The 25,349-nt window shown below is 52.9% G+C and carries 27 protein-coding genes and 4 pseudogenes; 23 read left to right on the top strand and 8 right to left on the bottom strand.

What is annotated here, in order from left to right; all coding sequences use genetic code 11:
- Positions 1-35: 35 nt before the first annotated feature.
- The 3 pseudogenes from M8370_RS20355 to M8370_RS20345 form a co-directional block, all read right to left on the bottom strand.
- Positions 36-296: pseudogene (locus tag M8370_RS20355) on the bottom strand (anti-phage BREX system Lon protease BrxL); the annotation flags it as partial.
- A gap of 59 nt (positions 297-355) precedes the next feature.
- Positions 356-742 (bottom strand): annotated as a pseudogene (locus tag M8370_RS20350) (BREX-1 system phosphatase PglZ type A); the annotation flags it as partial.
- 30 nt (positions 743-772) lie between these two features.
- Positions 773-1,384: pseudogene (locus M8370_RS20345) on the bottom strand (IS3 family transposase); the annotation flags it as partial.
- Positions 1,385-1,686: 302 nt separating this feature from the next.
- Between M8370_RS20345 and M8370_RS23665 the strand changes: the two are divergent.
- Positions 1,687-1,928: pseudogene (locus M8370_RS23665) on the top strand (replication-associated protein RepA4).
- Between the two features lie 348 nt (positions 1,929-2,276).
- On the opposite strand, the gene M8370_RS20340 reads toward M8370_RS23665, so the two are convergent.
- Genes M8370_RS20340 through M8370_RS20325 form a run of 4 tightly spaced genes read right to left on the bottom strand, consistent with a single transcriptional unit; the run spans position 2,277 to position 6,374 of the window.
- Positions 2,277-3,995: an ATP-binding response regulator gene (locus M8370_RS20340; protein ID WP_117143033.1), complete on the bottom strand. Its 1,719-nt coding sequence runs from the start codon at positions 3,993-3,995 to the stop codon at positions 2,277-2,279.
- Positions 3,992-4,480: a putative pterin-binding protein gene (locus tag M8370_RS20335; RefSeq protein WP_117143032.1), complete on the bottom strand. Its 489-nt coding sequence runs from the start codon at positions 4,478-4,480 to the stop codon at positions 3,992-3,994. Before M8370_RS20335 ends, M8370_RS20340 begins: the two co-directional genes overlap by 4 nt.
- Positions 4,473-5,456, bottom strand: coding sequence for a glycosyltransferase family 9 protein (locus tag M8370_RS20330; RefSeq protein WP_250021642.1), 984 nt, complete (start codon positions 5,454-5,456; stop codon positions 4,473-4,475). The genes M8370_RS20335 and M8370_RS20330 overlap by 8 nt, the downstream gene beginning before the upstream one ends.
- Positions 5,457-5,459: 3 nt before the next feature.
- On the bottom strand, positions 5,460-6,374 hold the full coding sequence (locus tag M8370_RS20325; RefSeq protein ID WP_077950058.1) for a helix-turn-helix domain-containing protein: 915 nt from the start codon (positions 6,372-6,374) through the stop codon (positions 5,460-5,462).
- Positions 6,375-6,687: 313 nt separating this feature from the next.
- On the opposite strand from M8370_RS20325, the gene M8370_RS20320 reads away from it, so the two are divergent.
- The 22 genes from M8370_RS20320 (at position 6,688) to M8370_RS20215 (ending at position 24,949) form a co-directional block, all read left to right on the top strand.
- Complete coding sequence (locus M8370_RS20320) at positions 6,688-6,996, top strand: hypothetical protein (protein ID WP_032666431.1); 309 nt, start codon at positions 6,688-6,690, stop codon at positions 6,994-6,996.
- Entirely contained in the window at positions 6,989-7,204 is a 216-nt protein-coding gene (locus M8370_RS20315) for a hypothetical protein (protein ID WP_001112907.1), read from the top strand. Before M8370_RS20320 ends, M8370_RS20315 begins: the two co-directional genes overlap by 8 nt.
- A gap of 2 nt (positions 7,205-7,206) precedes the next feature.
- Positions 7,207-7,869, top strand: coding sequence for a lytic transglycosylase domain-containing protein (locus M8370_RS20310; RefSeq protein ID WP_000958205.1), 663 nt, complete (start codon positions 7,207-7,209; stop codon positions 7,867-7,869).
- A 10-nt stretch (positions 7,870-7,879) separates the two neighbouring features.
- A complete protein-coding gene (locus M8370_RS20305; RefSeq protein ID WP_050010005.1) occupies positions 7,880-8,179 on the top strand; it encodes a TrbC/VirB2 family protein in 300 nt (99 codons plus the stop codon).
- Positions 8,180-8,188: 9 nt separating this feature from the next.
- Complete coding sequence (locus M8370_RS20300; protein ID WP_250021641.1) at positions 8,189-10,939, top strand: VirB4 family type IV secretion/conjugal transfer ATPase; 2,751 nt, start codon at positions 8,189-8,191, stop codon at positions 10,937-10,939.
- 18 nt (positions 10,940-10,957) lie between these two features.
- The gene (locus M8370_RS20295) at positions 10,958-11,674 is read left to right on the top strand and encodes a TrbJ/VirB5 family protein (RefSeq protein ID WP_032666430.1); all 717 of its coding nucleotides are present in this window, start codon (positions 10,958-10,960) and stop codon (positions 11,672-11,674) included.
- Between the two features lie 11 nt (positions 11,675-11,685).
- Entirely contained in the window at positions 11,686-11,970 is a 285-nt protein-coding gene (locus tag M8370_RS20290; protein WP_000769859.1) for an EexN family lipoprotein, read from the top strand.
- Between the two features lie 17 nt (positions 11,971-11,987).
- Positions 11,988-12,995 carry a TrbL/VirB6 family protein gene (locus M8370_RS20285; protein ID WP_117143029.1) on the top strand — a complete coding sequence of 336 codons (1,008 nt, stop codon included), beginning with the start codon at positions 11,988-11,990 and terminating at the stop codon, positions 12,993-12,995.
- Between the two features lie 76 nt (positions 12,996-13,071).
- Positions 13,072-13,212, top strand: coding sequence for a hypothetical protein (locus M8370_RS20280; protein WP_000873539.1), 141 nt, complete (start codon positions 13,072-13,074; stop codon positions 13,210-13,212).
- Positions 13,205-13,891, top strand: coding sequence for a VirB8 family type IV secretion system protein (locus M8370_RS20275; RefSeq protein ID WP_001293055.1), 687 nt, complete (start codon positions 13,205-13,207; stop codon positions 13,889-13,891). The genes M8370_RS20280 and M8370_RS20275 overlap by 8 nt, the downstream gene beginning before the upstream one ends.
- Positions 13,884-14,777 carry a P-type conjugative transfer protein VirB9 gene (virB9, locus tag M8370_RS20270; protein WP_001045307.1) on the top strand — a complete coding sequence of 298 codons (894 nt, stop codon included), beginning with the start codon at positions 13,884-13,886 and terminating at the stop codon, positions 14,775-14,777. Before M8370_RS20275 ends, virB9 begins: the two co-directional genes overlap by 8 nt.
- Positions 14,774-15,970: a VirB10/TraB/TrbI family type IV secretion system protein gene (gene virB10, locus M8370_RS20265; protein ID WP_032666428.1), complete on the top strand. Its 1,197-nt coding sequence runs from the start codon at positions 14,774-14,776 to the stop codon at positions 15,968-15,970. Before virB9 ends, virB10 begins: the two co-directional genes overlap by 4 nt.
- Before the next feature lie 3 nt (positions 15,971-15,973).
- On the top strand, positions 15,974-17,023 hold the full coding sequence (gene virB11, locus M8370_RS20260; RefSeq protein WP_044598044.1) for a P-type DNA transfer ATPase VirB11: 1,050 nt from the start codon (positions 15,974-15,976) through the stop codon (positions 17,021-17,023).
- Positions 17,010-17,411 (top strand): cag pathogenicity island Cag12 family protein, encoded by a 402-nt coding sequence (locus tag M8370_RS20255; RefSeq protein ID WP_050010006.1) that lies wholly within the window; start codon positions 17,010-17,012, stop codon positions 17,409-17,411. The genes virB11 and M8370_RS20255 overlap by 14 nt, the downstream gene beginning before the upstream one ends.
- Before the next feature lie 90 nt (positions 17,412-17,501).
- Positions 17,502-17,819 (top strand): TrbM/KikA/MpfK family conjugal transfer protein, encoded by a 318-nt coding sequence (locus tag M8370_RS20250; RefSeq protein ID WP_000683352.1) that lies wholly within the window; start codon positions 17,502-17,504, stop codon positions 17,817-17,819.
- A 26-nt stretch (positions 17,820-17,845) separates the two neighbouring features.
- Positions 17,846-18,181 (top strand): hypothetical protein, encoded by a 336-nt coding sequence (locus M8370_RS20245; RefSeq protein WP_032666427.1) that lies wholly within the window; start codon positions 17,846-17,848, stop codon positions 18,179-18,181.
- A complete protein-coding gene (locus M8370_RS20240; RefSeq protein ID WP_250021640.1) occupies positions 18,157-18,465 on the top strand; it encodes a hypothetical protein in 309 nt (102 codons plus the stop codon). The genes M8370_RS20245 and M8370_RS20240 overlap by 25 nt, the downstream gene beginning before the upstream one ends.
- Positions 18,462-20,663, top strand: a complete 2,202-nt coding sequence (locus M8370_RS20235) for a type IA DNA topoisomerase (RefSeq protein ID WP_032666425.1) — start codon at positions 18,462-18,464, stop codon at positions 20,661-20,663. The genes M8370_RS20240 and M8370_RS20235 overlap by 4 nt, the downstream gene beginning before the upstream one ends.
- The gene (locus tag M8370_RS20230; RefSeq protein WP_032666424.1) at positions 20,660-21,052 is read left to right on the top strand and encodes an H-NS family histone-like protein; all 393 of its coding nucleotides are present in this window, start codon (positions 20,660-20,662) and stop codon (positions 21,050-21,052) included. Before M8370_RS20235 ends, M8370_RS20230 begins: the two co-directional genes overlap by 4 nt.
- 708 nt (positions 21,053-21,760) lie before the next feature.
- Positions 21,761-23,668 (top strand): type IV secretory system conjugative DNA transfer family protein, encoded by a 1,908-nt coding sequence (locus M8370_RS20225; protein ID WP_117143027.1) that lies wholly within the window; start codon positions 21,761-21,763, stop codon positions 23,666-23,668.
- A 14-nt stretch (positions 23,669-23,682) separates the two neighbouring features.
- Positions 23,683-24,429, top strand: coding sequence for a MobC family replication-relaxation protein (gene mobC / locus M8370_RS20220; protein ID WP_032666422.1), 747 nt, complete (start codon positions 23,683-23,685; stop codon positions 24,427-24,429).
- Positions 24,422-24,949 (top strand): phospholipase D family nuclease, encoded by a 528-nt coding sequence (locus M8370_RS20215; protein WP_117143026.1) that lies wholly within the window; start codon positions 24,422-24,424, stop codon positions 24,947-24,949. The genes mobC and M8370_RS20215 overlap by 8 nt, the downstream gene beginning before the upstream one ends.
- 31 nt (positions 24,950-24,980) lie before the next feature.
- Here M8370_RS20215 and M8370_RS20210 read toward each other — a convergent pair.
- On the bottom strand, positions 24,981-25,349 hold a 369-nt coding region (locus M8370_RS20210; RefSeq protein WP_250021639.1), incomplete at its 5' end, for a hypothetical protein.

Here is a 25,349-nt window from a genome sequence, read left to right as displayed (position 1 = left end):
GACTCTGAGGTGTCTGTTAAACCCGTGGCGATTCAGATCAGTGACTTCACTTTCTCCGCTTCATCAGGTCGGACATAGTTCTCAGCCAAGATTTTTTTCACATTCTCAAGGCCTTGCATTACAACTTCGTCGTCATCGGACGCACAATACATCCCTAGTAAATACTCCAGCACATAGACAGGGACGTTAGCGCCTTCTTTCAATTGCTTTGTCAGATCTTTTCGAACGACACGGCCTTTAAAATATTGGTTGAGCAATGCGTCTAAGTCGGCGCCTTTTGTTTCAGATGTAGGCATCTGATTTTTTTCGTCTTTATGATCTTGTGAAAAATCAGTTGTCATGTTTCACCCCAGCCTTAGAAAAAATCATCTTGGAATGCCAAATCAATGGTTACCGCGTATTGGCTATAACGGGTTCTCATTTCCGCATTCTCAAGAACTAATGTGTATTGAGCGTTCCTGTCGAACTGAGAGCCAATAAGCTTTAACCGGGCTTCGCGAGTACGCTCATCCATCACTTTACTCACGCTATCAAAGTTAATCGTTTCACGACTGGAGACTTCATTACCTTGTGCATCGACGATATAGACATCCAACAACCGTGCGACAAAACGCTCGCCTACAGGGTCTGTCTGAATAAATCTGACCTTGTCGATATTGTTTACTAATTTGATGGGCTGAGTGGCTGCTACAACACCTACCGGTTGTTTCTCATGTTTTGCTGCTTGTTCTTTTTGTAGCTCGTGACCTGCCCCCAGGATTAGATACAACCGTCAGTTAGTAAGGTCGGTTTGTTTACCTTCACATTTTCCATTTCGCCACCGTGCTGCAAACTCTGATGGCGTCTGATAATTCAGTGCTGAATGTGGACGACACTCGTTATAATCCTGCCGCCAGTCATTAATGATTTTCCTTGCGTGAACGATATCGCTGAACCAGTGCTCATTCAGGCATTCATCGCGAAATCGTCCGTTAAAGCTCTCAATAAATCCGTTCTGCGTTGGCTTGCCGGGCTGGATAAGTCGCAGCTCCACACCATGCTCAAAAGCCCACTGATCGAGTGCGCGGCAGGTAAACTCCGGGCCCTGATCGGTTCTTATCGTAGCCGGATAGCCGCGAAACAGCGCAATGCTGTCCAGAATACGCGTGACCTGCACGCCTGAAATCCCGAAGGCAACAGTGACCGTCAGGCATTCCTTTGTGAAATCATCCACGCAGGTCAGGCACTTGATCCTGCGACCGGTGGAAAGTGCGTCCATGACGAAATCCATCGACCAGGTCAGATTGGGCGCCGCCGGACGGAGCAGCGGCAGACGTTCTGTTGCCAGCCCTTTACGACGTCGTCTGCGTTTTACACTCAGGCCATTAAGTTGATAGATGCGGTACCCCAGCTTCGGCTTCGCGGAGATATTGATGATCTGTTCGTCGGAAAAACGCTTTTTCATGGGGATGTCCTCATGTGGCTTATGAAGACATTACTAACATCGGGGTGTACTAATCAACGGGGAGCAGGTCAGGCTCTGTGAATAACTCAATGAGGCCTTCGCTTACAGCGGCCGCACGCGTCCGCGTCGCTCAGATAAAAGTAGCTCCCATCGCTTCGCGTCGGGCCCCAGCGGAAGAACTGCATTAGTTACAGCATTCAAAAGAAAATTCATCATAAAACCGGCCCCGGTTTGCCGGCCAGGTGCCCCTCCCCAACACTGAAAAGCGCCGCCGCCCCCGGCCGAAGGCCGGGAGTAGTGTCGCTTTTAATGATGGGTGTTGTAACTACTCTTCTTCATCGCTGTGGGTGGAGCTGCGGTCAGTTATCTGGTACACACTCGTTAGCGGCCCTCCGGCCCGCTAACGCGGAGATACGCCCCGACTGCGGCTGTCGCCTTGTCGGGACCACTCCGACCGCGTACAGAGGCGTCTGAGCTGTTTTAAGCGGGTATGGCTTTGCAGCTACCGTGTTAAGTTCCCTGGTGTCGCTGAAATAACTGAAGAACATCCCCCTAAGCGTCAGCAGCAAGCTGCCGCCGCTAAGGCCCCGGAAATCACGCCCTTTACGTCGTAAACGCCGTAAAGCCCGCTCACCGGGGTTAAAAGGGATTACTTTTACTTCTTCATTGCTGTAAGCGGGTTAAGGCTAATCAGGGCAGGGGGTAGGGTGGCAGAGTTTATAGCCAGGTAACCGGCTACGCCGGGCTTTCGGCGCCATTTGACTCCACAAATTTTCAAAATTCGCAACGATCGAGAACACCAAAGCTATAATCGCAAATATTACGACAATGCCTACTCACTTTTGACTCGTCCTTGATTTGACATAACCTCATGTATTTTAAGGTTTATATCTTTTAACCTGACAGGTTTAGTTAACAAAGGAGCCTGTCCGATAGAGTGTGCATCACTGTATGCGCTGATGAATATGAAAGGCGTGGATCGATTAGGATTCTGACTGCTACTAACAGTTGCATACAGCTCATCACCTGTCATGCCTGGCATTTGTAAATCACTCAGGACAACGTCATAAGGTTTACGCAGAAGCTTTTCCAGGGCTCGTTCAGGCGAGGTTGTAGCCTCGACAATGTATCCAGCATTAGTAAGCAGACTGGAAAGAGACGAACAGGCCATTTCATTATCATCAATAACAAGCAAGCTAAGAACGCCGAAGACATCTCCGGGAGCTGAAGCAGATACCTCAGCTGTTGCAAGGCTGCTATCTCCCAACTTGATAGGTATTCTCACTGTAACAGTTGTACCTACATTTACTTCACTAGATATATGAATAGTACCTTTTAATAGTCTGATTATCCCTGCAACAATAGCAAGTCCCATCCCAAATCCAGGTACAGTGGATTTCGAATCTACAACTCGTGTAAATGGTTTAAATATGAACTTTAGTTTGTCTTTAGGGATTCCCTTTCCGGTATCAGAAATGACAATATTTAATACCTTACCTTTTTCTATAAAGTAATCTACATTAACTTCCCCGCGCTCAGTGTACTTAATAGCGTTACTGGTTAAGTTTTCAATTACTTGATTAAGGCGTAGAGCATCTGTAAAAATCACTGCATCATTATTGTTTTTTATTTTAACTGTGACATCCTTTTTTTCATAAATAGCAATGCAATCCTGCACAGCGTTAGTAACAATTGCTTGCAAGCTATTATAGGTGTTTTTTATCTCTACAGATCCGTTGTCAATTTTTGCAAATTCAGCCAAATCATTTAACTGGCGCTCCATTTTCGAAACAGCAGTTTCAAGTCGTTCTATCTGACCAGATTTAATCCCTCCACTCAGATTATTGGTTACGACATCAATGATAGACACTATTGCCTGTAAAGATGTTCTGAGTTCATGGCCTACCATACCTAAAAATGCATTTTTACTGGCAAAAGCAGCCCGTTCTGATAGTAACAATCGGTTAATTTTACTTATGTAAATAAATAGGACAAAAAGAAGTAAGGAAATCAACCCACCTGTAATAAAAAGCAGAGTCCATAACTGCTGACGTTTGCTCCTGAAATCTTTAAGAGCGTCATTCCTTTGTGCTATTTCAGCCATATCAGCAAGATTTGTAACGGTTTTAGTTAGCGGTTTTATATCAGCTATGATTGTACTTATTTTTTTATAATCAGGGTGATTATGCGAAAGCAGCCCGTCTATGTCTTCAAGCTTTTTGTTTATCGAATCAATTGTTTCTTCATAGCCTTGCTGTTTATATAGAGGTGCAGTCGCCTCACTCTTTACATAAATAACATTCAAACGAGAATAAAGGATATCGAATTTAAGCCTAACATCGTCAATAGTATTATCGCTATTGATTAGCGTGTAAAGCTCATTCAACTGTATAATGAATTTTGCCACTGAGAAACCGTAGTTTTCTTGGGTGCCAGCGACGGTGTATAAAGTTTTCTCCGATAAAAGACTGGTGTACTTAACAACACTAGACACAGTGAATGCTATCAACAAAAGCAGAGCAACCAAAATGATAAAGAAATTTTTTTTCATTTGAGCACCGTAATTTTGTCTATCTGCCAAATGAACCGTGCAAGATAGTGTGGCGTGTTAAGCTCAATATAATATTCATCTAAAGGATATACCAAAAAATAAGGTCCAAAATCCCTTATTTGAAGCCTTTTTCCATCCATTTCTGTAGCCAATAAAATGTTATATTTTTCAACGTCATTCATGTCTACAATGATTTCATAATCATTCAGAGCATGGAATTTTAGCTTTGCTCCATTAGCGCCAGCGAGTTTTAAAACATAACTTAGGTCGACGCCCTTGAATTTTACTTTTTTACCGGTTGGCGTCCAAGGTGTTGTCGTTACGATGGTATCCCGTGGGAACGAATCAAACTGCTTTTCAGTAATCACATAACCTTTATCACTGTTAGCATTAGCGATTGAACCATCTATAACTATATCCCCAATATTGCTATATGCACTAATTGACAAAAGCATTAGGGATAAGAATGAAATTATTTTAACCATAAAGATACTCCCTGAGAGTATTTTCCACCATTTTAACCAGTTGGAAATCTTCACTACTCTGAATTTTTTCTAATCTTTTATTCCCAACATAAATCGACTTACAATTACTGTAATACTTTGTTCTTAATTCTGGCGGTATTGTATTAAACACGCATTCAGTAGGTACACCAAATCCAGCGGCTATATGCAATGCAGAGGAGTCACAAGTATAAACATTGCTAGCATACTTAATTAGCGCTATGAAATCTTTTGTATGGGGTGAATACTTTGATATGTTAATATAATTTTTATGATTCACATCCACGAAACCTAGTACCCTTTTTCCTTCGCGCCTAGAAAGCATATCAACTATGTCATAATAGAACTTCGACGGTATACTTCTTATTTTTGTGCTAGCAACAGGTGCAAAAAGTGTGTAGTTTTCAAAAGCTGGCGCTCCGAGATCAATATTGCCTAACCATTTATTAGATAACTCATTATGGTTAACATAATCAAGTTTCACGCCAAGACCTTGGATAAAATAATCATGCATTTCCATAATATGGAAATCTGGAGAATATAGCTGATTTCCCACATCAATATTCAATGCAGTACAAGGCAATTTCTGAATATGAAAAGGCATGTAATGAAGCTCATCTATGACCGAGGATGCTAATTCATACAGTTCCTCAACATATGACGGTGCAGTCTCCGGTCGAATAATCTTAATTTTAATCTTGGGATTCTTTTTTTTGATTGCTGACAGCACAGAAATCCCGACGATAGAATCACCTAATGTCACTCCCATGCCATTGATCACATTTAGGTGTTCTATTTCAGAGTAATTACTTGAGAATTTTTGTATATTCCAGTTTTTTATAAGACCATTGTTCAATGGTAAAATATTTTCATAGCTTTGCTTCTGATAATCGTAAGGTGCTACGATCAATCTATCGTTACTTATCAAGCTACCGGAATATTCAAGTAAATTTCTCATAATCTATCTGGCGAAATATTTTTCAATGTTAGATTTGATGATGCCTGATTTAATCGGCTTTTCGTATGGTCCCACAATGTCATAATCATGAATTGACTTTACAATTTCATCATCTTTGATACCAGATAGTTGACCTGTAAGAACGATTATCATTGCATTTTTATTTTTTGACGACCTTATAGCTTTAACCAACTTAAAGCTTGTTTCATCACCGATGATCCAGTCCAAAACATATGCGTCATACGGATTTGTTGCGACAGCTTGAGTAAGTTTTTTCAAGTTATCATAAGTGTCTACTTGATAATAATCGTTCGAAAGGATTTCTTTTAAGCTTTCGGTGATATTAGCATCGTCATCAAGTAGTGCAATTCGATACTTAGTGCTGCTAATTACCTTTGGATTTATGACAATACTTTCTATGCTTCGCTTTGATTCATAAAGCAGTTCATCTTTTAAATCATTTGTCGGGAAAATGTTCCATTGGTCAGCTACTTTCAGTGCTGAGTATTCTGTGTTTACTTCCGAACCTTCTGGATAGAGGCATACCTTACAAGAGTGTTCACTGCGGCCATCGTTCCAGATCGCATCTTGAATTTCTTTATTATCCTCATAATAAATACGGAAAAACTCAATCATATCCATGCCAACGGATTGGACTACTTTTATGAGTTGCTGAACCTCCCACTTGGTCGCACCATTCAACTTCTTATAGCCCGCTGATGTAGTGATCTGTAGCACCTTACTTATGTAACTATTGTGCTTTACCTTGGAAATACCTTTTTTGGTCAATACCTTCGCCAGTACCTCTATCACTTTTGCATCATCGAGATCTTGCATTTTTATTACTCTGAATTTGGAGATTTTCTTGATTTTATCCTGCCAGTGTTTTTTTTCAATTTTTTCAAACATCTCCAACATTTTACACTGCTGAAAAAGTCCTAAAAATTGGAATCATTCTTAAATCGATACTGTAAGTTATAATTTTATTGAATACCCAACTTATAAGCGCTATTGTATTAATCAAATCATTAGCTCTTTAATAACCTAGCAGCGGCGTTCCCCGGTCAGGATAAGGAGGTGTTTTCTGTGACTGCGTAAAGAGATGACGTGCCGCGCCTGTAATGGGTAACACTCTCACTCCTCTGTATCGTTAAGCCTCCCGTTTAATCCTTCCCTGGCTCCCACTGTGCACCGCACGCGGGTGGCTTACTCATACCCAGGAGAAACAGCCATGAGCATGCAAACCGTCCGCCGTAAGGCGCTGCGTCAGAATCCTTATTCAACTCTCGGCAAGCCGCCGCTACGCTCCTCCCGTGACCGTATCACGCGTGCCATTAATGGCACCTGGTCGCTCAGGGAGCTGCCGGATAACGTCCGAGAATTGCTAATTGAACGGGCAGCCCTGCGGGCAGAAATCACTACCCTGACTGTGAAAGCGCAAGGACTCAAAAAATCCGATGTATCCGTACATATTGCCGACAGGCTGCGACGTATCGATGCAATCACCTCACTGCTGGAAAATAGGAAATGTAATGCCTGACATCACGCCCGCTCCGGCCTCACTGCTTGAAGCCGTATTCACCCCCATGACCGAGTACACGCACAACGTGTATTCGGTGAAGGGTGATCGGCTGGCAATGACGCTTACAAAAATCGGTGTTGCCCAGGCTAACAGCCAGGGCGACATTCAGTTGTTTATCAACCCGGACTGTGCCACCGGTAAGGTACTGCTCTACAGAAAGGACTGACTATGTTAACCACTGCCGCGTTGTTTCAGCTCGCAATGCAGTGTGCTCCCGCCGTTCACCCCGATACCATCCACGACATCACCCGCACCGAATCCGGCTTAAATCCATATGCCATCGCTGAAATTGTCCCGGTAAAGGGCGGCAGGAGCCGCGTGATTTCTCATCTGCCTTCGTCGAAAGACGAGGCGCTAAAAATTGTGGAGGCCATAAAGCAGAAAAAACACCGTTATTCAGTAGGGCTGATGCAGATAACCAGCACCAACTTCCCGCAGTTCGGCGTAAGCGCCGAATCCATGTTTAACCCCTGTGACAACATGACTGTTGCCGCGAAAATCATCACCGACTGCTATCAACGAGGAGGAACATTACAGCGCGCCCTGAGCTGCTATTACTCAGGCAACTTTGAAACCGGCCAGCGCCCGGAAAGCGCGTTCGGCAACACAAGCTACGTACAGCGTATTGGCTACGTTGTGCCCTCAACGCGGGCAGAACAGCAGACAGCATCTCCCTCATCCGGGGAAGCGCCTGCCGTCCCGTCCGACAACACGGTTTACCCGGATAGCGTCATACGCGGCGTAATTCCGGCACCCGACACCACCCCGACCAGCATCGCTGCTTATCCGCCACATGTCGTGCGCGGCGGCCTCGCTGTGTCTTCTGATTAAGGAAGAGATCATGACTTTACGTACTATCAAAACCGCTGCAACCCGCCTGATTACCGCATTTTCCGCCCTGTCTGCTGTTCCAGCAATGGCGGCCAGCGCTGACCAGGCATTTCAGAAAGGCAGTGACGCCATTAACTGGGTCTTCCTCGGCCTAACCGGTATGTCAGTCGTCACTATCAGCTGTGCGGTGGCCTTTATCGCCTACAAGATGCTTGTTGACGGCAAGGCCTGGCACGATCTCCAGCGCGTGTTCTGGGCGGGTGTCCTGCTCGCCGGGGCGTCCGGGTTCGGTGCCTACTTCGCCGCCTAAGGAGGCAGCATGACCATCCTCAACAAGGCGCTGACCCGACCGGCGGCGCTGTGGGGGGTCCCGCTTGTCCCCCTGCTGTTCACCCTGTGCATCCTTACCCTGGCGGCCGTTTGGTCACGTTTTTACTGGCTTCTCCTGCTGCTCATACCTGCCTTTATCGAGCTGAGACGGCTGGCAAAAGAGGACATTCATTTCTTTGACCTGAAGTTGCTGGCGTTTAAAACGCGCGGCAACCGCGCGGCGACCCGGCATTTCGGGACAAAGGCGCTTGTCGCAAACCAGTACGACGCCATTGACGTTACGGAGTTTATAAAACATATGCGGCTCAACGAGAGTATCCCGCTGTCCCGCTATCTCCCCTGGTCTTCCCACCTGCACGAGCAGGTGGTGAAGAACAAAAAAGGTGACTTTGTCAGCACCTGGGAGATCGGCGGTACCATTTTTGAATGCGAGGATGAACATTACCTCGCCACCCTGGACATGCAGCTCAACAACGTTATCCGCTCCTTTGAGGGGCTACCCGTTACCTTCTATACCCATCTGGTGAGCGACGAATTTACCGACACGCTTGAATGTGAATCCGGGATTCCGTTTTCAGATGAAATCGCGCGTCTGTTTTACGCCTCCCGCGAGGGCAAACCTTTCTACCAGCGTCGCCTCTTCTTCACCGTCTGCTTCAATCCGCACACCGGCATTGAGCGGGCGACCATGAAGCAGAAGTCCCTGGGCGAACGTAAAACCCTGCTCGACAACGCCCTGCAGGTGATGCAGGAGCACCGGCAAGCGATTGGCACGGCGCTGTCACGCTACGCGGCGCGGCCGCTTGGCACTTATGAGGAGAACGGGCACGTGTTCTCCTCCCAGCTGGCGTTTTACAACTTTCTGATCACCGGCAGGTGGCAGAAAGTCCGGGTCACACGCACGCCGTTCTATGACGTGCTGGGCGGCACGGATATTTTCCCTTCCACCGACATTGGCCAGGTCAGCCACACCGACGGCCAGAGCTACTTTCGCGGGCTGGAAATCAAGGATTACAGCACTGAAACCATCACCGGGCTGTATGACTCGCTTCTTTATGCCCGCTGCCGGTACGTGTTCACGCAGTCCTATACCTGCATGGGTAAGGATGAAGCGCGGGGCTGCATCCGCACCATCGAGAAACGCCTGAAGTCTGCCGAGGATGATGCGATCTCCCAGCAGGAAGATCTGAAGGTCGCCCGCGACATGCTTCAGTCCGGCATTATTTCGTTCGGGAAATATCACCAGACGCTTATTGTCAGCGCCCCAACCAGCGAGCAGGTTATCCGGGACACCAACACCCTGGCAGATACTCTGAAGGATCTCGGTTTCATCATGACCCTGTCCCGCGAGTCACTGTCGGCGGCGTCTCTCGCGCAGCTGCCGGGCGTGTATCACCTGCGCCCGCGTCTGGTGCCGGTGAGCAGCCTCAACTACGCCGAAATGGTGTCGTTTCACAACTTTCACCCGCACAAGCGGGACGGGAATGCCTGGGGGGAGGCGATTGCCGTTGTTCCGACCCCGTCCGGGGGCTGTCAGTACGTGAATCTGCACAACAGCCAGGCCGATGTTGACGAGTTCAGCGAGAAGCCGCCGGGTAACACCATGCTGCTCGGCAGTACCGGGACGGGGAAATCGACCCTGCTGATGATGTTCCAGCATCTGATGCAGAAATACCGGCGTCCTGAGTCATTTGCGCCGGGGGCGACGAAGAAGCGCTTCACCTCGGTGGTCTTTGATAAAGACCGTTCGGCGGAAATGTCGATACGCCTCCAGGGCGGCTCGTACTTCCGTTTCCGTTCAGGCGAGAAGACCGGCCTTAACCCGTTTGCGCTCGCTCCAACGAAACGTAACCGCAACTTCCTCAAGAAGCTGATGCGAATGATTTGCACCAGGGACGGCAAACCGCTCGACCCGCGCGATGAAGAACGCCTCAGCGAGGCTGTGGACACCATCATGCTGGACTACCCGCCTGAGCTTCGTCGCAACGGCATCACCCGCATGCTGGAAGTGCTGCATGAAGCCCCGACGAAGGACGCACGGATGAACGGGCTGCGCATCCGTCTCCAGCAGTGGGCGCAGGGCGGGGAGTTTGGCTGGGTGTTTGATAATGACGTAGACACCTTTGATATCGACAATATTGATAATTTCGGCATCGACGGCACGGAGTTCCTGGACGACAAAGACGTGCGCAGCCCGCTCACCTTCTACCTGCTCTACCGCGTGACCAGCCTCCTCGATGGCCGCCGCCTGGTCATTTTCATGGATGAATTCTGGAAATGGCTTCAGGACCCGGAGTTTTCAAAATTCGCCCTCGACATGCTGAAGGTCATTCGAAAGCTCAACGGCATTTTCTTCCCGGCCACGCAGTCGCCGGAGGAAATGTGCAAGCACGAGATCTCGGCGGCCATTATCGAGCAGTGTAGTACCCGCATCTTCATGGCGAACCAGCAGGCGAAGGAGTACGACTACGTGGACATGCTGCGGGTGCCGAAAGCGGTTTACGACATCGTGACCACCCTCGCCCCCTACGCCCGCCAGATGGTGATCATGAAATCCCCGCTGCGGCGTGGTGACGTGCGCCCGTATATCGCACAAATCACCCTCGACCTCTCCGGGCTGGGTCGCTACACGAAGCTGCTCAGCGCCAGTGCGGACAACCTGAAAATTTTTGACGAGATCTGGCAGGAGGGTATGAAGCCGGAGGACTGGAAAGACGAAATGCTGAGACGTGCCGTTTAATCATAAAAGGATAACACCATGAAACTGAAAACCACCCTGACGGCGCTGACCGTCGCCTTGTGTCTCTTTCACGTCCCGGCTCAGGCCGGTATTCCCGTTTTTGATGAAGTAGCCAACGTCAACAGAATACAGCAGTGGACGGAGAAGCTTCAGCAGTGGCAGCAGACGGTTCAACATTATCAGTCGCAGATGAACGCTTATAAACAACAGCTGGCAACGGCCACCGGTATTCGGGACGTCCAGGCATTCCTGAATCAGGCAAAAAACCTGACGGCTGACATTAAAAATCTGAAAAACAGGGGGATTTCCTTAAACGATCTGTTAACCGGCTCCGGCGGGTCTTATGCTGGGGAATTAAACAGGCTGTATGACAAATACAAACTGTTCGACAACTGCCCGGAGAACGCCAGCGAGGCGTACCGGGATAGCTGCAAACAGATGCTCCTCAATCAGGCGGTGGCCGTCGAGGACACTTCTGACATCCAGGAAAAAATTTCCGACACGCTGAGCGATATTAGTAATCTCGCCAGTCGCATCGAGAATGCGAAGGACAGTAAAGAATCGCAGGATCTGGCGAACGTAGTGTCCGCGCGGAGTATCCAGCTGAACGCCCTGACCACTCAATGGGAAATGTCGGTCAAACAAAGTGAGATGCGCAACCAGCTGCTTGCCGAACAACGCCGCAAGGCGCAGGCCGAGCAGATGCGCACAGCTCCAATCGCAGACCTTAACTAACAGGTGACCCCATGAAACTGAAGACACTGACCTTTATTGTTCTGGCCTCAGTGGCCGCGCTTACCGGCTGCGAGGATAAAACCTCCGTAGACTGGTATATGGCACACCATGACGACATGCTGGCGAAATACAGGGAGTGCATTTTTAATCATAATTTTGTGCCCACCGATTGCCAAAATGCACGCTCCGCCCTTCACCGTGAAAAAGCTAAACCTGATGTTGCCGAAGGATATAAGCAAATCCTGAAAGACCTTGATAAAGCTCGCGTGCAAGAGCCTATTGCTGATCTGAATTAGCGACAGGAGAACGCACCATGAGTGGAATATTCGTCGGATTAAACAGCCACATCATGGAGGGGTTTGACAGCGTGCTCACCAGCGTGGCCGCCGATACGGGGGGGGGGATGGCACACCTGTTCTCCGTCGCGGTGCTCTCGCTGTACATCACGTGGCGCGCCTACCAGACGATGGCAGGCAAGCTTGTCCGCCCCTTCGAGGAGATCGTGTGGGACGTGAGCCGGATGCTCATCATCATGATTTTCGTCACCAACGCCGGAGGCTATCTCGATCTGGTTTCGGATGCCATCACCGGCCTGCGGGACGGATTCAGCGGCGACGCGTCGATCTGGGCGCGGCTGGATACGGTCTGGGAAAAGGCTCAAGCACTTGGGGAGAAGCTTTACTCTTATGATGATTCAACCTATGTCGCTCTAAAAGGCACTCTGGCGCAGTTTCTGGTCTGGGCAGGCGTCATGTTACTGGTAGGCATCACGGCCATCATTAACCTGATAGCCGAACTGGTGATGCTGCTGATGCTGGCGACCGCCCCGATCTTTATCTACTGCCTGATGTGGTCGTGGTTCCGGGATATGTTCAGCAACTGGCTCAGAATTATTCTGGGCTGCATCCTTACATCCCTGTTCAGCGGCATCGCCCTGACGGTGGTAATGGATTACCTGGACTACATCCTGGCGGGCGCCACAAAAGCATCCGATGCCAACTACCTGACTCTGGCCGTTCAGGTCTTCCTCGGCACGGCGGGTGCCGCCGCCGTGATGGTCCTGACCTATAAGCTGGCCGAGGCGCTTGCCGGTGCATCCGCACAGGGTGCCGCGCAGGCACTTGCCGCGTCGGGAATAGGTTCAGCCCGTCAATCCGCCTCCTCCGCAGCCGGTGCGGTGGGGGATAAAGCCTCACAGAACCTTAACAGTACCGACAGCGCAACGGCCTCGTCTGCCTCCACGGCCTCCCGCGCCACCGGCGATGCGCGCAGCCGCAGCCGCGCCGCCGTTCAGCGGATGCAGGAACGCTACCAGAGATAACCCAGTCTGACTGAACTGCGGGACGCCGCAACGGCGTCCTGCGGCTTCGTCACGTCTTTACCACAGGAAAAACACCATGAAATACGGCATCACGCTGCTGATGCTGTGCCTGCTTGCAGGCTGCGCACAGCGAAACACCCAACTTCCGCCCGTGTCGGGCAACCCGGAGCCGGTCAATTCCCCGGCCATTATTCAGGAGTTAACCCCCCATGTCTGAACTTACCGCCAAAGCCCTGAGCGACTCGCGCTCGTTTGAGAACGCCATTCTTGAGCGGGATATGCGCATGAAAAAGGCGGGCTGGATCGTGGCGGCGCTCGCCGGTCTGCTGCTCGTCTTCGCCCTTGCCGCCCTTATCCTGCTGCTGCCGCTCAAAACCACAACTGTGGAGCTGTACACGCTCGACCGTCAGACCGGGCGCATCGAGCGCGTCACCACCGTCGGCGAGGACAAGCTGGACACCTCCGAGGTGCTCAATCTCTCGCAGACTGCTTCCTACGTGAAGCGCCGCGAGGGGTACAACTATTTCGCCCTTCAGCAGGACTACAGAGAGACGCAGATGTTCAACAGCGACGAGGTCAACAAGGAATACCTCGACTGGTTTAACAGCCCAGACGCGCCGGACGCTGTGTTTCAGCAGGCGGCCTATGTGGTCACGGTGGAAGTCCTCTCCAACGTACCGTCAGAGGGCACCGGCTCCAGCATGGTGGAGATGCTGCGCATCAAGCGCACCATTCGAAAGGTCAAGGACAACACCGAAACGTATGATTACTGGACGGTGCGCATGACCTACCGCTATTTCCCGCAGAAGAAAATGACGGCCTCCGAGCGCGAGGTGAACCCGTTCGGCTTCATCGTCACCAGTTACCAGCGGTTTAAGGAGAAAAGCGATGAATAAGGTACTGATGTGTGCCCTCCTGCTGACCGCCGCGTCAGCATGGGGTGCGGCGACACCGCGCGGCAGCGCCTATGACAGCCGCATGCAGAACATCCCCTACAACAGCCAGAACACGACAGTGATTAACACGCGGGCGGGTTACATCACGACGCTGGTTTTTGACGCCGACGAGGAGGTGATCACCGCCACCGCTGGTTTTCCGCAGGGCTGGACGATCACACCCGACCGTAACCGCGTGGGGATTAGCCCCGCGCCGGTGAAGCAGCCGGTAACGGATGCGGACGGCAAAACCGTCCAGAAGATTTTCACCCCCACGCAGCAGGACTGGCAGACCAACCTGTTTGTGACCACCACAAAGCGCGACTACAGCCTGATGCTGAACGTGATCGATAACGACCGCGAGGCGGGAAATCTGGCCTTTGTGGTGCGCTTCAGCTACCCGGACGACACCCGCAGGCAGAACGACGCAGCCCGCCTCGCCCGTCAGCAGGAGCTTCAGGCCGCGCAGGAGAAAGAACGCATTCAGTTTGCCCTGAAGAAATCCACTGCGCCGCGCAACTGGAACTACACCCGCAGGGTGGCGGCAGGTTCGGAGTCGATCACCCCGGATTTTGCGTATGACGACGGGCGGTTTACCTATCTCGGCTTTTCACCGCAGAAGCTGATCCCGTCTCCGACGGTCATCGTCGGCGGCAGCGAGCAGGTGATCACCCCGACCTTCAGCACCGAGGGTAACTACCGGGTGATGGTACTGCGCTCTCTTTCCCCGCGCTTTGTGCTGCGCTATGGCAGCCAGGTCGTGGGGATTGAAAACGGCAGTTACGGGAAAGTCACCGTGGCGAACGGCAGCACCGTCTCACCGGATGTGAAACTGGAGAGCAAATGATGAACGAACAGGAAGACATTAAAACCGCCGCCGAACTGGAGGCGGAAGCCCGCGAGCGGGCGCGGGCAGAGATTGACGGCGACAAACCCGCCGCAGGCGCGGTGTCACCAGGACAGCCACAGGTGGTGCAGCACGCGAAACGCCGCAGCCGCCGCACGCTCGTGCTGGCCGCTATCAGCCTGGTGTTACTGGTCATTATCGCCACCGGCGGGGATTACCTGATGGCGAAACTGAAGGGTGATGGCAGCGGGAAAAGCGCGAGCCACGAACCGGAATCGCACGCCACCTCCCCCGCCCGCGAGCGCAATAACCTCGGACGGGATCTGAACCCGCTGGGACAGCTGGCAGACACAACCGGCCAGGAGAAGACCACTCCGGGCGATACCGCTGCACCGCCGCAGGCATCACCGCCCCCCCTGACATTTGATAAGGTCAGCGCCCTGGCAGACAGCACCACAACCACCGCAAGCAGCGCCCCGAAAAGCACAGCCAGCAGTAACGTATCACCTGCGGGCAGCGCGCCCGCGCCAGGCTCTGCAACACCCGCCGGGCAGCCGCAGGATAACGGGCTGGCGCGCATTACCGGCGTGAAGCGGCTCGGTCTCGATCCGGATTTGTACATTCCGGCCGACCGGCATATCCCCTGCGCGATGATGCAGCGCTTTGTATCGGACGTGGGCGGGCGCTTCAACTGCCTTATCAGCGAGGACATTTACAGCGCCAGTAACGCCGTGAACCTGATCCCGGCAGGCACTGAGGCGCGCGGCCTGTACCGCACCGGCACGCTGAAAAACGGGCAGGGGCGTCTGTTCCTCGCCATCACCGAGCTGCGCACGCCGGAACCCGGCCGCCTGGTTATTCCGATGGTTGACAGCCAGGCCGTGGGGGCGTTGGGCGAGAACGGCGTCGCGGGCTGGATAGACAATCACTGGCTGGAACGGATAGGTAATACCCTCCTGCTCGGCACGGTACAGGACTTTGCCGCTGCGGCCTCCGGCTCGTCGCCGGGCAAGGATCGCAACACGGACTACACGGAGAACACCCGCGCGGCCACGGCGGAAATGGCAAAAACGCTCCTGGAAAACAGCATCAACATCCCGCCGACGATGTACCTCAACCAGGGCGATGTGATTGGCCTGGTCACGGGGGCGGACATTGATTTTTCAGACGTCTACAGACTGCGCATGAGGTAAGCGATGGACGATAACCTGACTGATACCCCGTTAGAGGGCAACGTCGCGCTGTCACACCTGCGCGATCTGCTGTTCGGGGACTACCTGAGCCGGGAGGGGCTGACGGAAATTGCCATCAACCGCCCCGGAGAGCTGCACACCAAAATCAACGGGGCGTGGGAAATGCACGCCTCGCCGGTCACGCTGCGCCAGTGCTCGTCCTTTGCCAGGGCGCTGGCCGTGTGGAACAACGACACCATTGATGAAACGTCGCCTATCCTCTCGGCCACGCTACCCACAGGAGAACGCTGCCAGATAGTGGTGCCCCCGGCCTGTGAGCGCAACACCATCTCGATCACCCTGCGTAAGCCGGACTACTTCCAGCGCACCCATCAGTCGTATATCGATGCCGGGTTTTATGACCGGGTGCAGGGTACAGAAAAGGTGGAATCAAAAGACGGGGAGCTGAGCCGCATATACCTGTCCGGGAATATCCCGCTGTTTATGGAAAAGTGCGTGGAGTACGGCAAAACGCTCTTTGTGGTGGGGGAAACAGGCTCCGGGAAAACCACCTACATGAAGATGCTGCTGCACTACATTCCCGAGACGCTGCGCCTTATCACCATCGAGGACAACCCGGAACTGAAGTTTTACAGCCAGAAAAACTACGTTCATCTGTTCTACCCGGCGGACGCCGGAGAGGGCGCAATCGTCACCTCCGACCGCCTGGTGCGCGCGATTTACCGTATGAACCCCGACCGCCCCCTGCTCGCCGAGGTGCGCGGCCGCGAGGCGTGGGACGCCCTCAAGCTGATTGAGTCCGGGCACGAAGGGTTTATGTCTTCCCTGCACGCTGGCAGTCCACGCGAGTGTATTTCCGGGCTGATTGACCGCTGCTACGAGCATCCGGCGTGCCGGGGCATGCCGGTTGACGTGCTGCTGCGCAAGGTACTGCACTGCGTCGACGTCATTGTGAGCGTGGACGTTCACGGCAACGTGCGCCGCATGAGCGACGTCTATTTTAAACCCCTGCACATGCAGGCCATGAAGGAGAGTTTCAATGATGCTGCCTAAACTGACCGGCCTGACGGCGTTTGTCGTCCTCCTGGCGGGCTGTTCTTCGCCGCCGGAGCCTGCGGCCGTTGACTGGTCACAACCGGCGCAGCCGGTAACGACCACCCGGCCGGTATGGGAACCCAACCGTCTTATCGTGGCCTCGCCGGTGACGGAAGGGCACTGGTCGCAGGTGCTTGCGCGTTTTGAACCCGGCGGGATTTACCCGGCCGCACAGTGGTACGCGGTTGCGCACGCCTCGCGCGCGGTAGTAAATGCCCCGGACGGCCAGCGCTTCTTTGCGGCCAAAACCTGGCTACGCGAGGGCGGCTACAAGGGTGTGGTGGAGTTTCGCCCCCACTCCGGCTGCCTGACCTGCGACACCTCAGAAATCGTCTTCTACCGATAACGGCGGCGACGGTCTGAGTCCTTCAGACCGTCACCGGCGTTGAACAACCAACGGGCGTTAGCGCCCTGCTTCCCTTCAGAGGAAATCATCATGAAACACACCGTAATCACGGCGGCACTGCTGTGCGCCCTTACTTCTCCGGCGTTCGCCGCCGATGGCCAGAATGCCGACCCGAATGACCCGTGCGCGATGGTGCTGTGCCTGGCCGGAAAGCTCGACGGCAGCAGTCCCGCCGAGTGTGACCCGATGTACAAAAATTTCATGAGCATCAAAAAGAAAAAAAAGGGGTCGTTTTTACCCGATCACACCGCCGCAGCGCGGCAAAAAAAACTGAGCGCCTGCCCGTCCGCTGACAGCGCCATTGTCGGCAAGATCATCTCGAAATTTGGCCGTATGAACGGTTGGTAAAACGGCAGCCGTAAAGGAGACACCACGTGATTAATCAAACCGTTTCTATTAATAACTTTTCCGGGCTGCTGAAAGATGAGGAGCTTCCTGCAGGTGATTTGCAGACGGTGCTGCTCGTTTTGTCGGAAATCAGCCAGAAACAGGATCATTTTCAGGCCAACACGTCCGAACTCGTCCAGCTCGCCGCGCAGCACTCGCCGACCTTCCAGGCATTACCAGCTGAACGTCAGTCGTTCTTCCGCTCCGTGCTCAGTATGCCGGTCTTCTTTTACACCGTTCCGCTTAGCGACGACGAGGCTGCGGAATGGGAAAAACTCGACGATAAGGATGCACTCGAATGGCAACAAAAACCGGATTTATAGCCCCGCCGTGGCCGCATGTGCGTGGTGATTCCGTTAGCGCCGCGAGCCTGATTTCTCGCATCGAGAAAGAAGCGCATCGCGGCTGCGGCCTGCATTACGAAATCTACCAATATCGCGCCCTGTGCGAATTGCACGATGTTCTGACCAGTCTCAGCGTCCGTGATGCTGAGACGTTCATGACAGTAGCGGCGGATCATGGCTTTAGTCTGTCCGTTAACGACTTTCAGGAAAGTCGAATGATGTACTTCGAAACGATGGATGAAATCAGGAGAGTTCAAGAATGAGACTGTGGATTGCAGAAAAACCCGCAGTTGCGAGCGATATCGCGAAAGCGCTGGGCGGCAACTTCACCCGGCACGACGGCTATGCCGAATCGGCGACCGATATCGTGAGCTACTGCGTCGGCCACGTGCTGGAAATGGTGCCCCCGGAGACGATCAACCCGGCCTACGCCACCTGGTCGCTCGACACCCTGCCGCTGAAGCTGTACCCGGTACAGCTTCAGCCAAAAGCGAGCGTGGCAAAGCAGGCTAATACCCTGGTGAAGCTGATTCGTCGCCCGGATATCAAAATGGTTGTCCACTGCGGCGACCCGGACGACGAGGGGCAGCTCTTGGTTGACGAGGTGCTGGAGTTCGCCGGAAACACCGCGCCGGTGAAACGGGCGCTGATTAACGACAACACCGCGCCAGCGGTGAAAAAAGCCATCAACTCCCTGCGCGATAACAGCGATTTTCGTGGGATGTACCTGAAAGCCCTGATGCGCAGCGCCGGAGACGCGATTTTTGGCTTCAGCATGAGCCGCTGTTACACCCTCAAAGCCCGCGATAAAGGCTATAAGGGCACGATTTCGGTTGGCCGCGTCCAGACGCCGGTGCTGGGTATGATTGTGCGCCGGTGGCGCGACAATCAGGCGCACAGCGAGGCGTTTTACTACCAGCTCGCAGGGCAGTTTATCAGCGGTACGGACGTTGTCAGCGCCCGCTGGCAGACGTCCGAATACGCGCCGGTGGACGATAAAAAGCGGCTGACGGATAAGGCCTGGGGGGAAGGACTCGCGAGGGCTCTGGCCGGAAAACCGGCCAGCGTACTCGCGGCCGCCACAGACCGGGGAAAAACCACGGCCGCGCCGCTGCCGTTTAACCTGCTGCGCCTCCAGGTGTATATGAACCGCAGGAACAAACTGACCGCGCAGCAGACGCTCGATATCACGCAGAAGCTCAAGGACAGTAAATACATTACCTATAACCGCTCCGACTGTTCTTATCTGTCCGATGAACAATTCAACGACGCGCCGCAGGTGGTGGCGGCCTTAAAAACGCTCGACATTTTTAACGGCCTTACCACCGACACGGCGCAGAAAAGTGCGGCGTTTGACAGTAAAAAAGTCACCGCCCACACCGCTATTATCCCGACGACGAACATGCCGGATTTAAGCCGCCTTACCGACAAGGAAAAGGCGGTTTATCTCGCCATCGCGCAGTTTTATCTCGCGCAGTTCGTGGCGAAAAAGCGCTATGACGAGTCGATCGCGGAGATTAAATGCGGTGACGAAATGTTTAAAGTCTCGGCGCGTAAAACCACGGATGCGGGTTTTACGACGTTCCTGAACGACGCGGAAGAAGACGACGAGGAGGACGAAAACAGCACCGCGTTTGAGGCCATCAGCCGCCTGCAAACCGGGGCGACATTAACCTGCCGCGAGGTGGTGATTTCGGAGAAAAAAACTAAACCGCTGCCGCTGTTTACCGAGGCGACCCTGCTCGCTGCCCTCGTTCGCGTGGCCGATTTTGTCGCCGATCCGCGCATTAAAAAACTGCTCAAGGAGAAGGATAAAGACAAAAAAGATGAACACGGCGGCATCGGCACACCGGCGACCCGCGCGGCCATTATTGAGACGCTGAAAACCCGCGATTACATCACCGTGGAAAAGGGCAAATTTATCCCAACTGCCGCCGGGCTGGCGTTAATTGATGCCCTGCCCGACTCGGTGACGCAGCCGGATATGACCGCCGTTTGGGCTGAAAAACAGGCGGCGGTTGAAACCGGCGAAATGACCATCGAGCGCTTTATTGATGGTCTTTACGCGGAAGTTTCCCGCCTGGTTGAGAGCGCCGATATTGCCATCAGCGCGACGGAAAAACAGCCCGTTAAAACGGCGCTTAACCGCCTCGCGGTTAAATGTCCGTCGTGCGGTTCTGAGCTGGTTATGACGCCGAAAACCTGCGCCTGTACGGGCTGTCAGTTCAAAATATGGCTGGAAGTGCGCGGCAAAAAGTTGACGGAAAAACAGGCCGAGAAGTTAATCGGCAAGGGCAAAACCGACGTTATTAAAGGTTTTAAATCGAAGAAAAACGACGACACCTATTCGATGATCGTCACGCTGAAAAACGTGCAAACCGGGGAACTCGGTTTTGAATATCCACCACGCGATCCGCTGAAAGGATTGAACGTATCTATGCCGAAGGAGCTGAAATTATGAACCGTATCCAGGACGAATTAACCTCAGAGCGCGCGCTGAAAAAGTTTTTACGTGAAAGTGATTTTGCCTTTCTGGAGATGCTGAGCGCACGTATTTCAGTGGCACTTGATGAAAAGCGCGCAGAGCATATCGAGCAGGAAAAGCTACGCCGACAGCGGGAAGAAAAGCGCAATGAATTGCTGGCGCTGATTGAATCGGAGGGCTTTTCACCGACAGAGCTGGTTAGTACAAATCCCGCCAAAAAGTCGGCAAAACGCAAAGCTAAATATCAGTATTTTGAAAACGGCGTGCATAAAACATGGTCAGGCGTCGGACGCGTGCCGGTTGTAATTCAGCAAGAACTTGACGCCGGAAAACCTCTTGAATCCTTCCTTATTACCACCGACTAACAACGGCACCGGGTCGGTTTTGACCTGGCTTTTCAGGCTTCGAAGACTGGCGAGCATGGCGATTCAATTTTGAAAAAATTGCTAATCGACAGGCCGCCTGAGTCTGCGAAGTGGCAGGAGGCGAGTAAATTCAATTTCGAAGAAATTGCTAATTTGCGTCGCCGATTCCACTTTTTGAGCGCTCACCCCAAGTGAGCCGAAAAAAGCCGGGGGGGGCCGAATAAATTTTGCCGCCCCAGCGAGCAAAAAGACGCGCCCACGCGTCGGTTTATTTGGGGGGCTTGCCCCCCACACCGTCGTGCCTAAGTCTCCGGCCAAAAGCCGGTAGCGTGGCGCGACCACCCCCTAAAAAGCCTAGTTTCCCTTTAATTCGTCTTGTGAGGAACGAACAAGGCGAAGAAAAGGGCTAAAACAGGCGTCTTTTAGGGGGTGGTCGCGCGTAGCGCGCGACGGTGTGGCCTCTTTTGACCTTGGGGGTTTTGGCCGGGCGTTCAGCCAGGACATTACCCCCATGCGACATGCAGTAAGGGCGTCCAGCCCGCGCGGAATGCCGCACGCCGTTAGATCGCGGGAGTGCACCTCCTGCGATCATGGCCGCTTAGCGGCCACTTCTTTTGCAGCATGTAATCGGTCAGTCAGAACGATCACAACCTGTGACCGTTCTGACTGACCGATAGTGCTGACCGATTTTAAGTGAAGGAGAATATCGTGATATTCGACAAACTGAATCATTTGCTGTCGCCGATAGCAAATGCCGTCCTGGCCTTTATCGCCTTTTTGCAGGCGCATCAGCTGGCGTTAGCGCTGCTGTCCGGCGTCATGCTGCCTTTTATATTTTCTGCGAAACACGGCGGTCAGGAAAAGCCGACGTTTCTGCAAAGGATCTTAATTCTGCTTTCCATGATCTGTTTTGTTTTCGGCTCGATAGCGCCGGTGGCCGTCTGGTTTTTACAGCGCATTTATGGCCGGGAAGATATCGCCAGCCCGCCGCTGCTTACCTGGACAATGGCGCTGCTGTTTACCGTCGCCGGTTTTATTCTGCACGTGGTTTTACGGCGTCTGATCTCGCCTGAATTTGATAAGGTCAAACGCGGCATGGTGAAAAAAACCAGCATGGAGCGCGACCGCAGAACCGACGTTCGCCGGGTAAAAGAAATTTTACCCGTCACCACCGAATACGATCCGATGGATTACATCGATCTGAATAAGGGGATTTTTATCGGGCTGAGCCGCGAGGGTGAGCCGCAATATATTCCGTTAAAAGAATGGCAGACCCAGCACGCCGACATTATCGGCACCACTGGTGCCGGTAAAGGCGTCGTAACCGGTATTCTGCTTTATCAGAGCATCCTCGCCGACGAGGGCGTTTTTGTTCTCGACCCCAAAAACGACGAGTGGGCACCGCACCTGTATAAAAAAGCGTGCGCAGACGCCGGAAAACCCTTTGTGCTTATCGACCTGAATAAACAGGAATACCAGATGAACCTTATCGACGGTATCACCGCCGACCATCTGGAGGAATTATTCGTGGCCGGTTTCAGTCTGGCGGAAAAAGGCGAGGCGGCGGATTTTTACCGTATCGACGACCGCAAGGCGGCGAGAACGGCGGCGCAGTTCGTGAAGGATAATCCGGGCGCAACCATCCGGGATATTTATAACGGCGATTATGTCCAGGGCATTGGGGAAACAATTAAAGCCTTTCACGGTAAAACCGAGGAGCTGGCGATGCTCAACAGCATTAACGCTCCAGGCGGTTTTGCGCTGAAGGAGATTTTCGACAAAGGCGGCTGCTGCTACATCATCGGCTCGATGCGTAACTCTAAAATCATTACCGCGCAGCGTATGATTTTAGTGCGCCTGTTCCAGCTCGCGGAATTGCGCGACCGCGTCGCGGGGAATATCCGCCCCATCGCCATCTTTAAGGACGAGGTTAAATATCACCTGTCCAAACCGGCGCTCGAAGGGTTAGGCGCGGCACGCGATAAAGGCGTCCATATATTAATGGCGCACCAGTCAATTGCCGACCTGCGCGACTGTCCGGCGGATTTAAACGGCGACGCCGTGGTTGGGGCGGTCGTGGAAAACTGCAAGTTTAAGCTGGTATATAAACTTCAGGATCCGGACACCGCCGAATGGATTGCGCGCATGTCGGGCACGATTTTAGTCGATGATGAAAGCCGGAAAGTCACCACCACGGCGGTGCTGACAGAAAAAGTCGATAACGAGCGCATGCTTCGCCAGGCGGAAAGCTATTACATCGACAGCAATATGCTCCAGAACCTGCCGAAGTTCGTCAGCTATATCTTCAGCCAGAACGCGCTCGCGTTTCCGTCGTTAATCTCACCGCTCAAGGTTAAAAAAGCCCCACTGGAGCTGTTTACCCTGCCGCCGGTCGCAGTCGCTACGGTGGCAGAAGTTAAACCGGTGCTGGATCTGGATTTTGATAAAACGGCTCCGGCAGTTCCGGCACCTGACATTATTCCGGTCAGCGCAACAACCACCAAAAAACCCTCAGCAACGCCAATCCCCACTCCGCCGGTGCAGCCTGACGAGGAGTGGCTGATGGCATCACAGCCCGCTCCAAATGACGAAATACATTCGTTGCTGGATTTATAAAATAAGGAGTTTCTATGCTTATTTCGTCGTATCAGGAACGTTATGCACGCAGCACTGAAAAAATTCGCGTACTGCTGAATTTTCTTAAGGAGGAAACCTACAGCGATTTTCAAATCATAAAGCTGCTTTTTGATTTTAAATCTGACCGCCCCCTCTACCGGTTGCTGGAGAAGGTGGAGAAAATGGGGCTGATTCAGAAGCACGTGCATGAATCCCGCGCGTCCAGAATATCCCTGTGGGGCATTACCGCCGACGGGCTGGCCGTGATCCTCACGGCGGACGACAACATAATGCCCGCCCGCTTTGAACCCTACCGCCTGACCGGCTGGTCACTCGACCATCACCTTGATAACCAGCTCGTGCGCCTTACGCTGGAGAAGAACGGCGCGACAGGGTGGATTAACGGCGACCGTTCAACGTTCCTCAGTCAGTACAGCGTCAAACACCGTCCCGACGGGCTTATCAGCCTGCCGGACGGCAGGCTGATCGCCGTTGAAACCGAACGACGTATTAAAACAAAGGCGCGCTATCAGTCCATCATGGCGAGCCACTTGCTGGCTATCAGCGATAAAAAATGGCGGTACGCGTTTTACGTCGCCCCGGACGAGGCGAAAAAGCGCGCCCTGAAGATTATTTTCGACAGCATCGCCAGCGTGATCGTGAAAAACCAGCATGTGCAACTGGAGGCAAAACACCGCGATGTCTTTCGCTTTTATACCCTCGACGAACTGAAAAGCCTGGAGCTGAACAACTATGCGTAAAATCGCCCTTCTGGTGCTAGCCGCCGCCCTTTGTGTGCCTGTTTTATCCACTGCCGCGCCCGTCCTGACGGCGGGTTTTTCGCCGTCCGACGGGCGCCCTGCCCTTGAGGTTGTGCTCGGCGCCATAAACAACGCCAGGCAGAGCATTGACGTCGCGGCCTACAGCTTCACCAGTAAGCCGGTCGCGACGGCGCTCGCAGGTGCTAACCGGCGCGGCGTGGCCGTGCGCGTGGTGGCCGACGAAAAGGCCAACAGCGACCGCTACACCGCCGTGACGTATCTGATAAACCAGGGCGTGCCGGTGCACCTTAACGGCCGTTACGCCATCATGCACAACAAGTTTATGGTGATCGACGGCAAAAACGTCCAGACCGGGTCGTTTAACTACACGGCCAGCGCCGTTTCGCGCAACGCGGAAAACGTGCTGCTGATCGAGGACGCGCCGCAGCTGGCGGAGGCGTACCAGCGAGAATTTAAACGCCTGTGGGATGAGGGCATCCCGCTGAATGCCCTGTACTGAATCAGCCCCGTCTGCGGACGGGGCTTTTTTTTTACTCCACTTCCAGCCAGGCTTTGCGTCCTTCAAGATGCAGCGCTTTCAGCATGGCGATCACGTCTTCTGCTGAACGTCCGCCATAGTTGAGACGGGTCTGCTCCCCTTCAAACTCCACCACGATAATGGTGTCCAGCGTCACCGACAGCAGCTCGCGGAGATCACGTAGCGTCTGCCCTGTACTGCGTGAATGCATGCACTGGGTTATCCGGTTGGCCGCCTCCTGGCACAATCCCTCTACGGCCTCGCGATATGCCAGACGCTGATCGAGGTTGCCCTCGATGTCGCTGATCAGTTTAACCACCGCCGTTTTGACGGTTTTGATTTCAGGAAATTTCGTTTTTGGGGAGCCTGACTGCTCCAGCGG

This window comes from Enterobacter cloacae complex sp. OE43NF, assembly GCF_023544405.1.
GTDB lineage: Bacteria > Pseudomonadota > Gammaproteobacteria > Enterobacterales > Enterobacteriaceae > Enterobacter > Enterobacter cloacae.
Note: the sequence above shows the minus strand (reverse complement) of the source record. Positions and strands in the feature narration are given on the sequence as shown.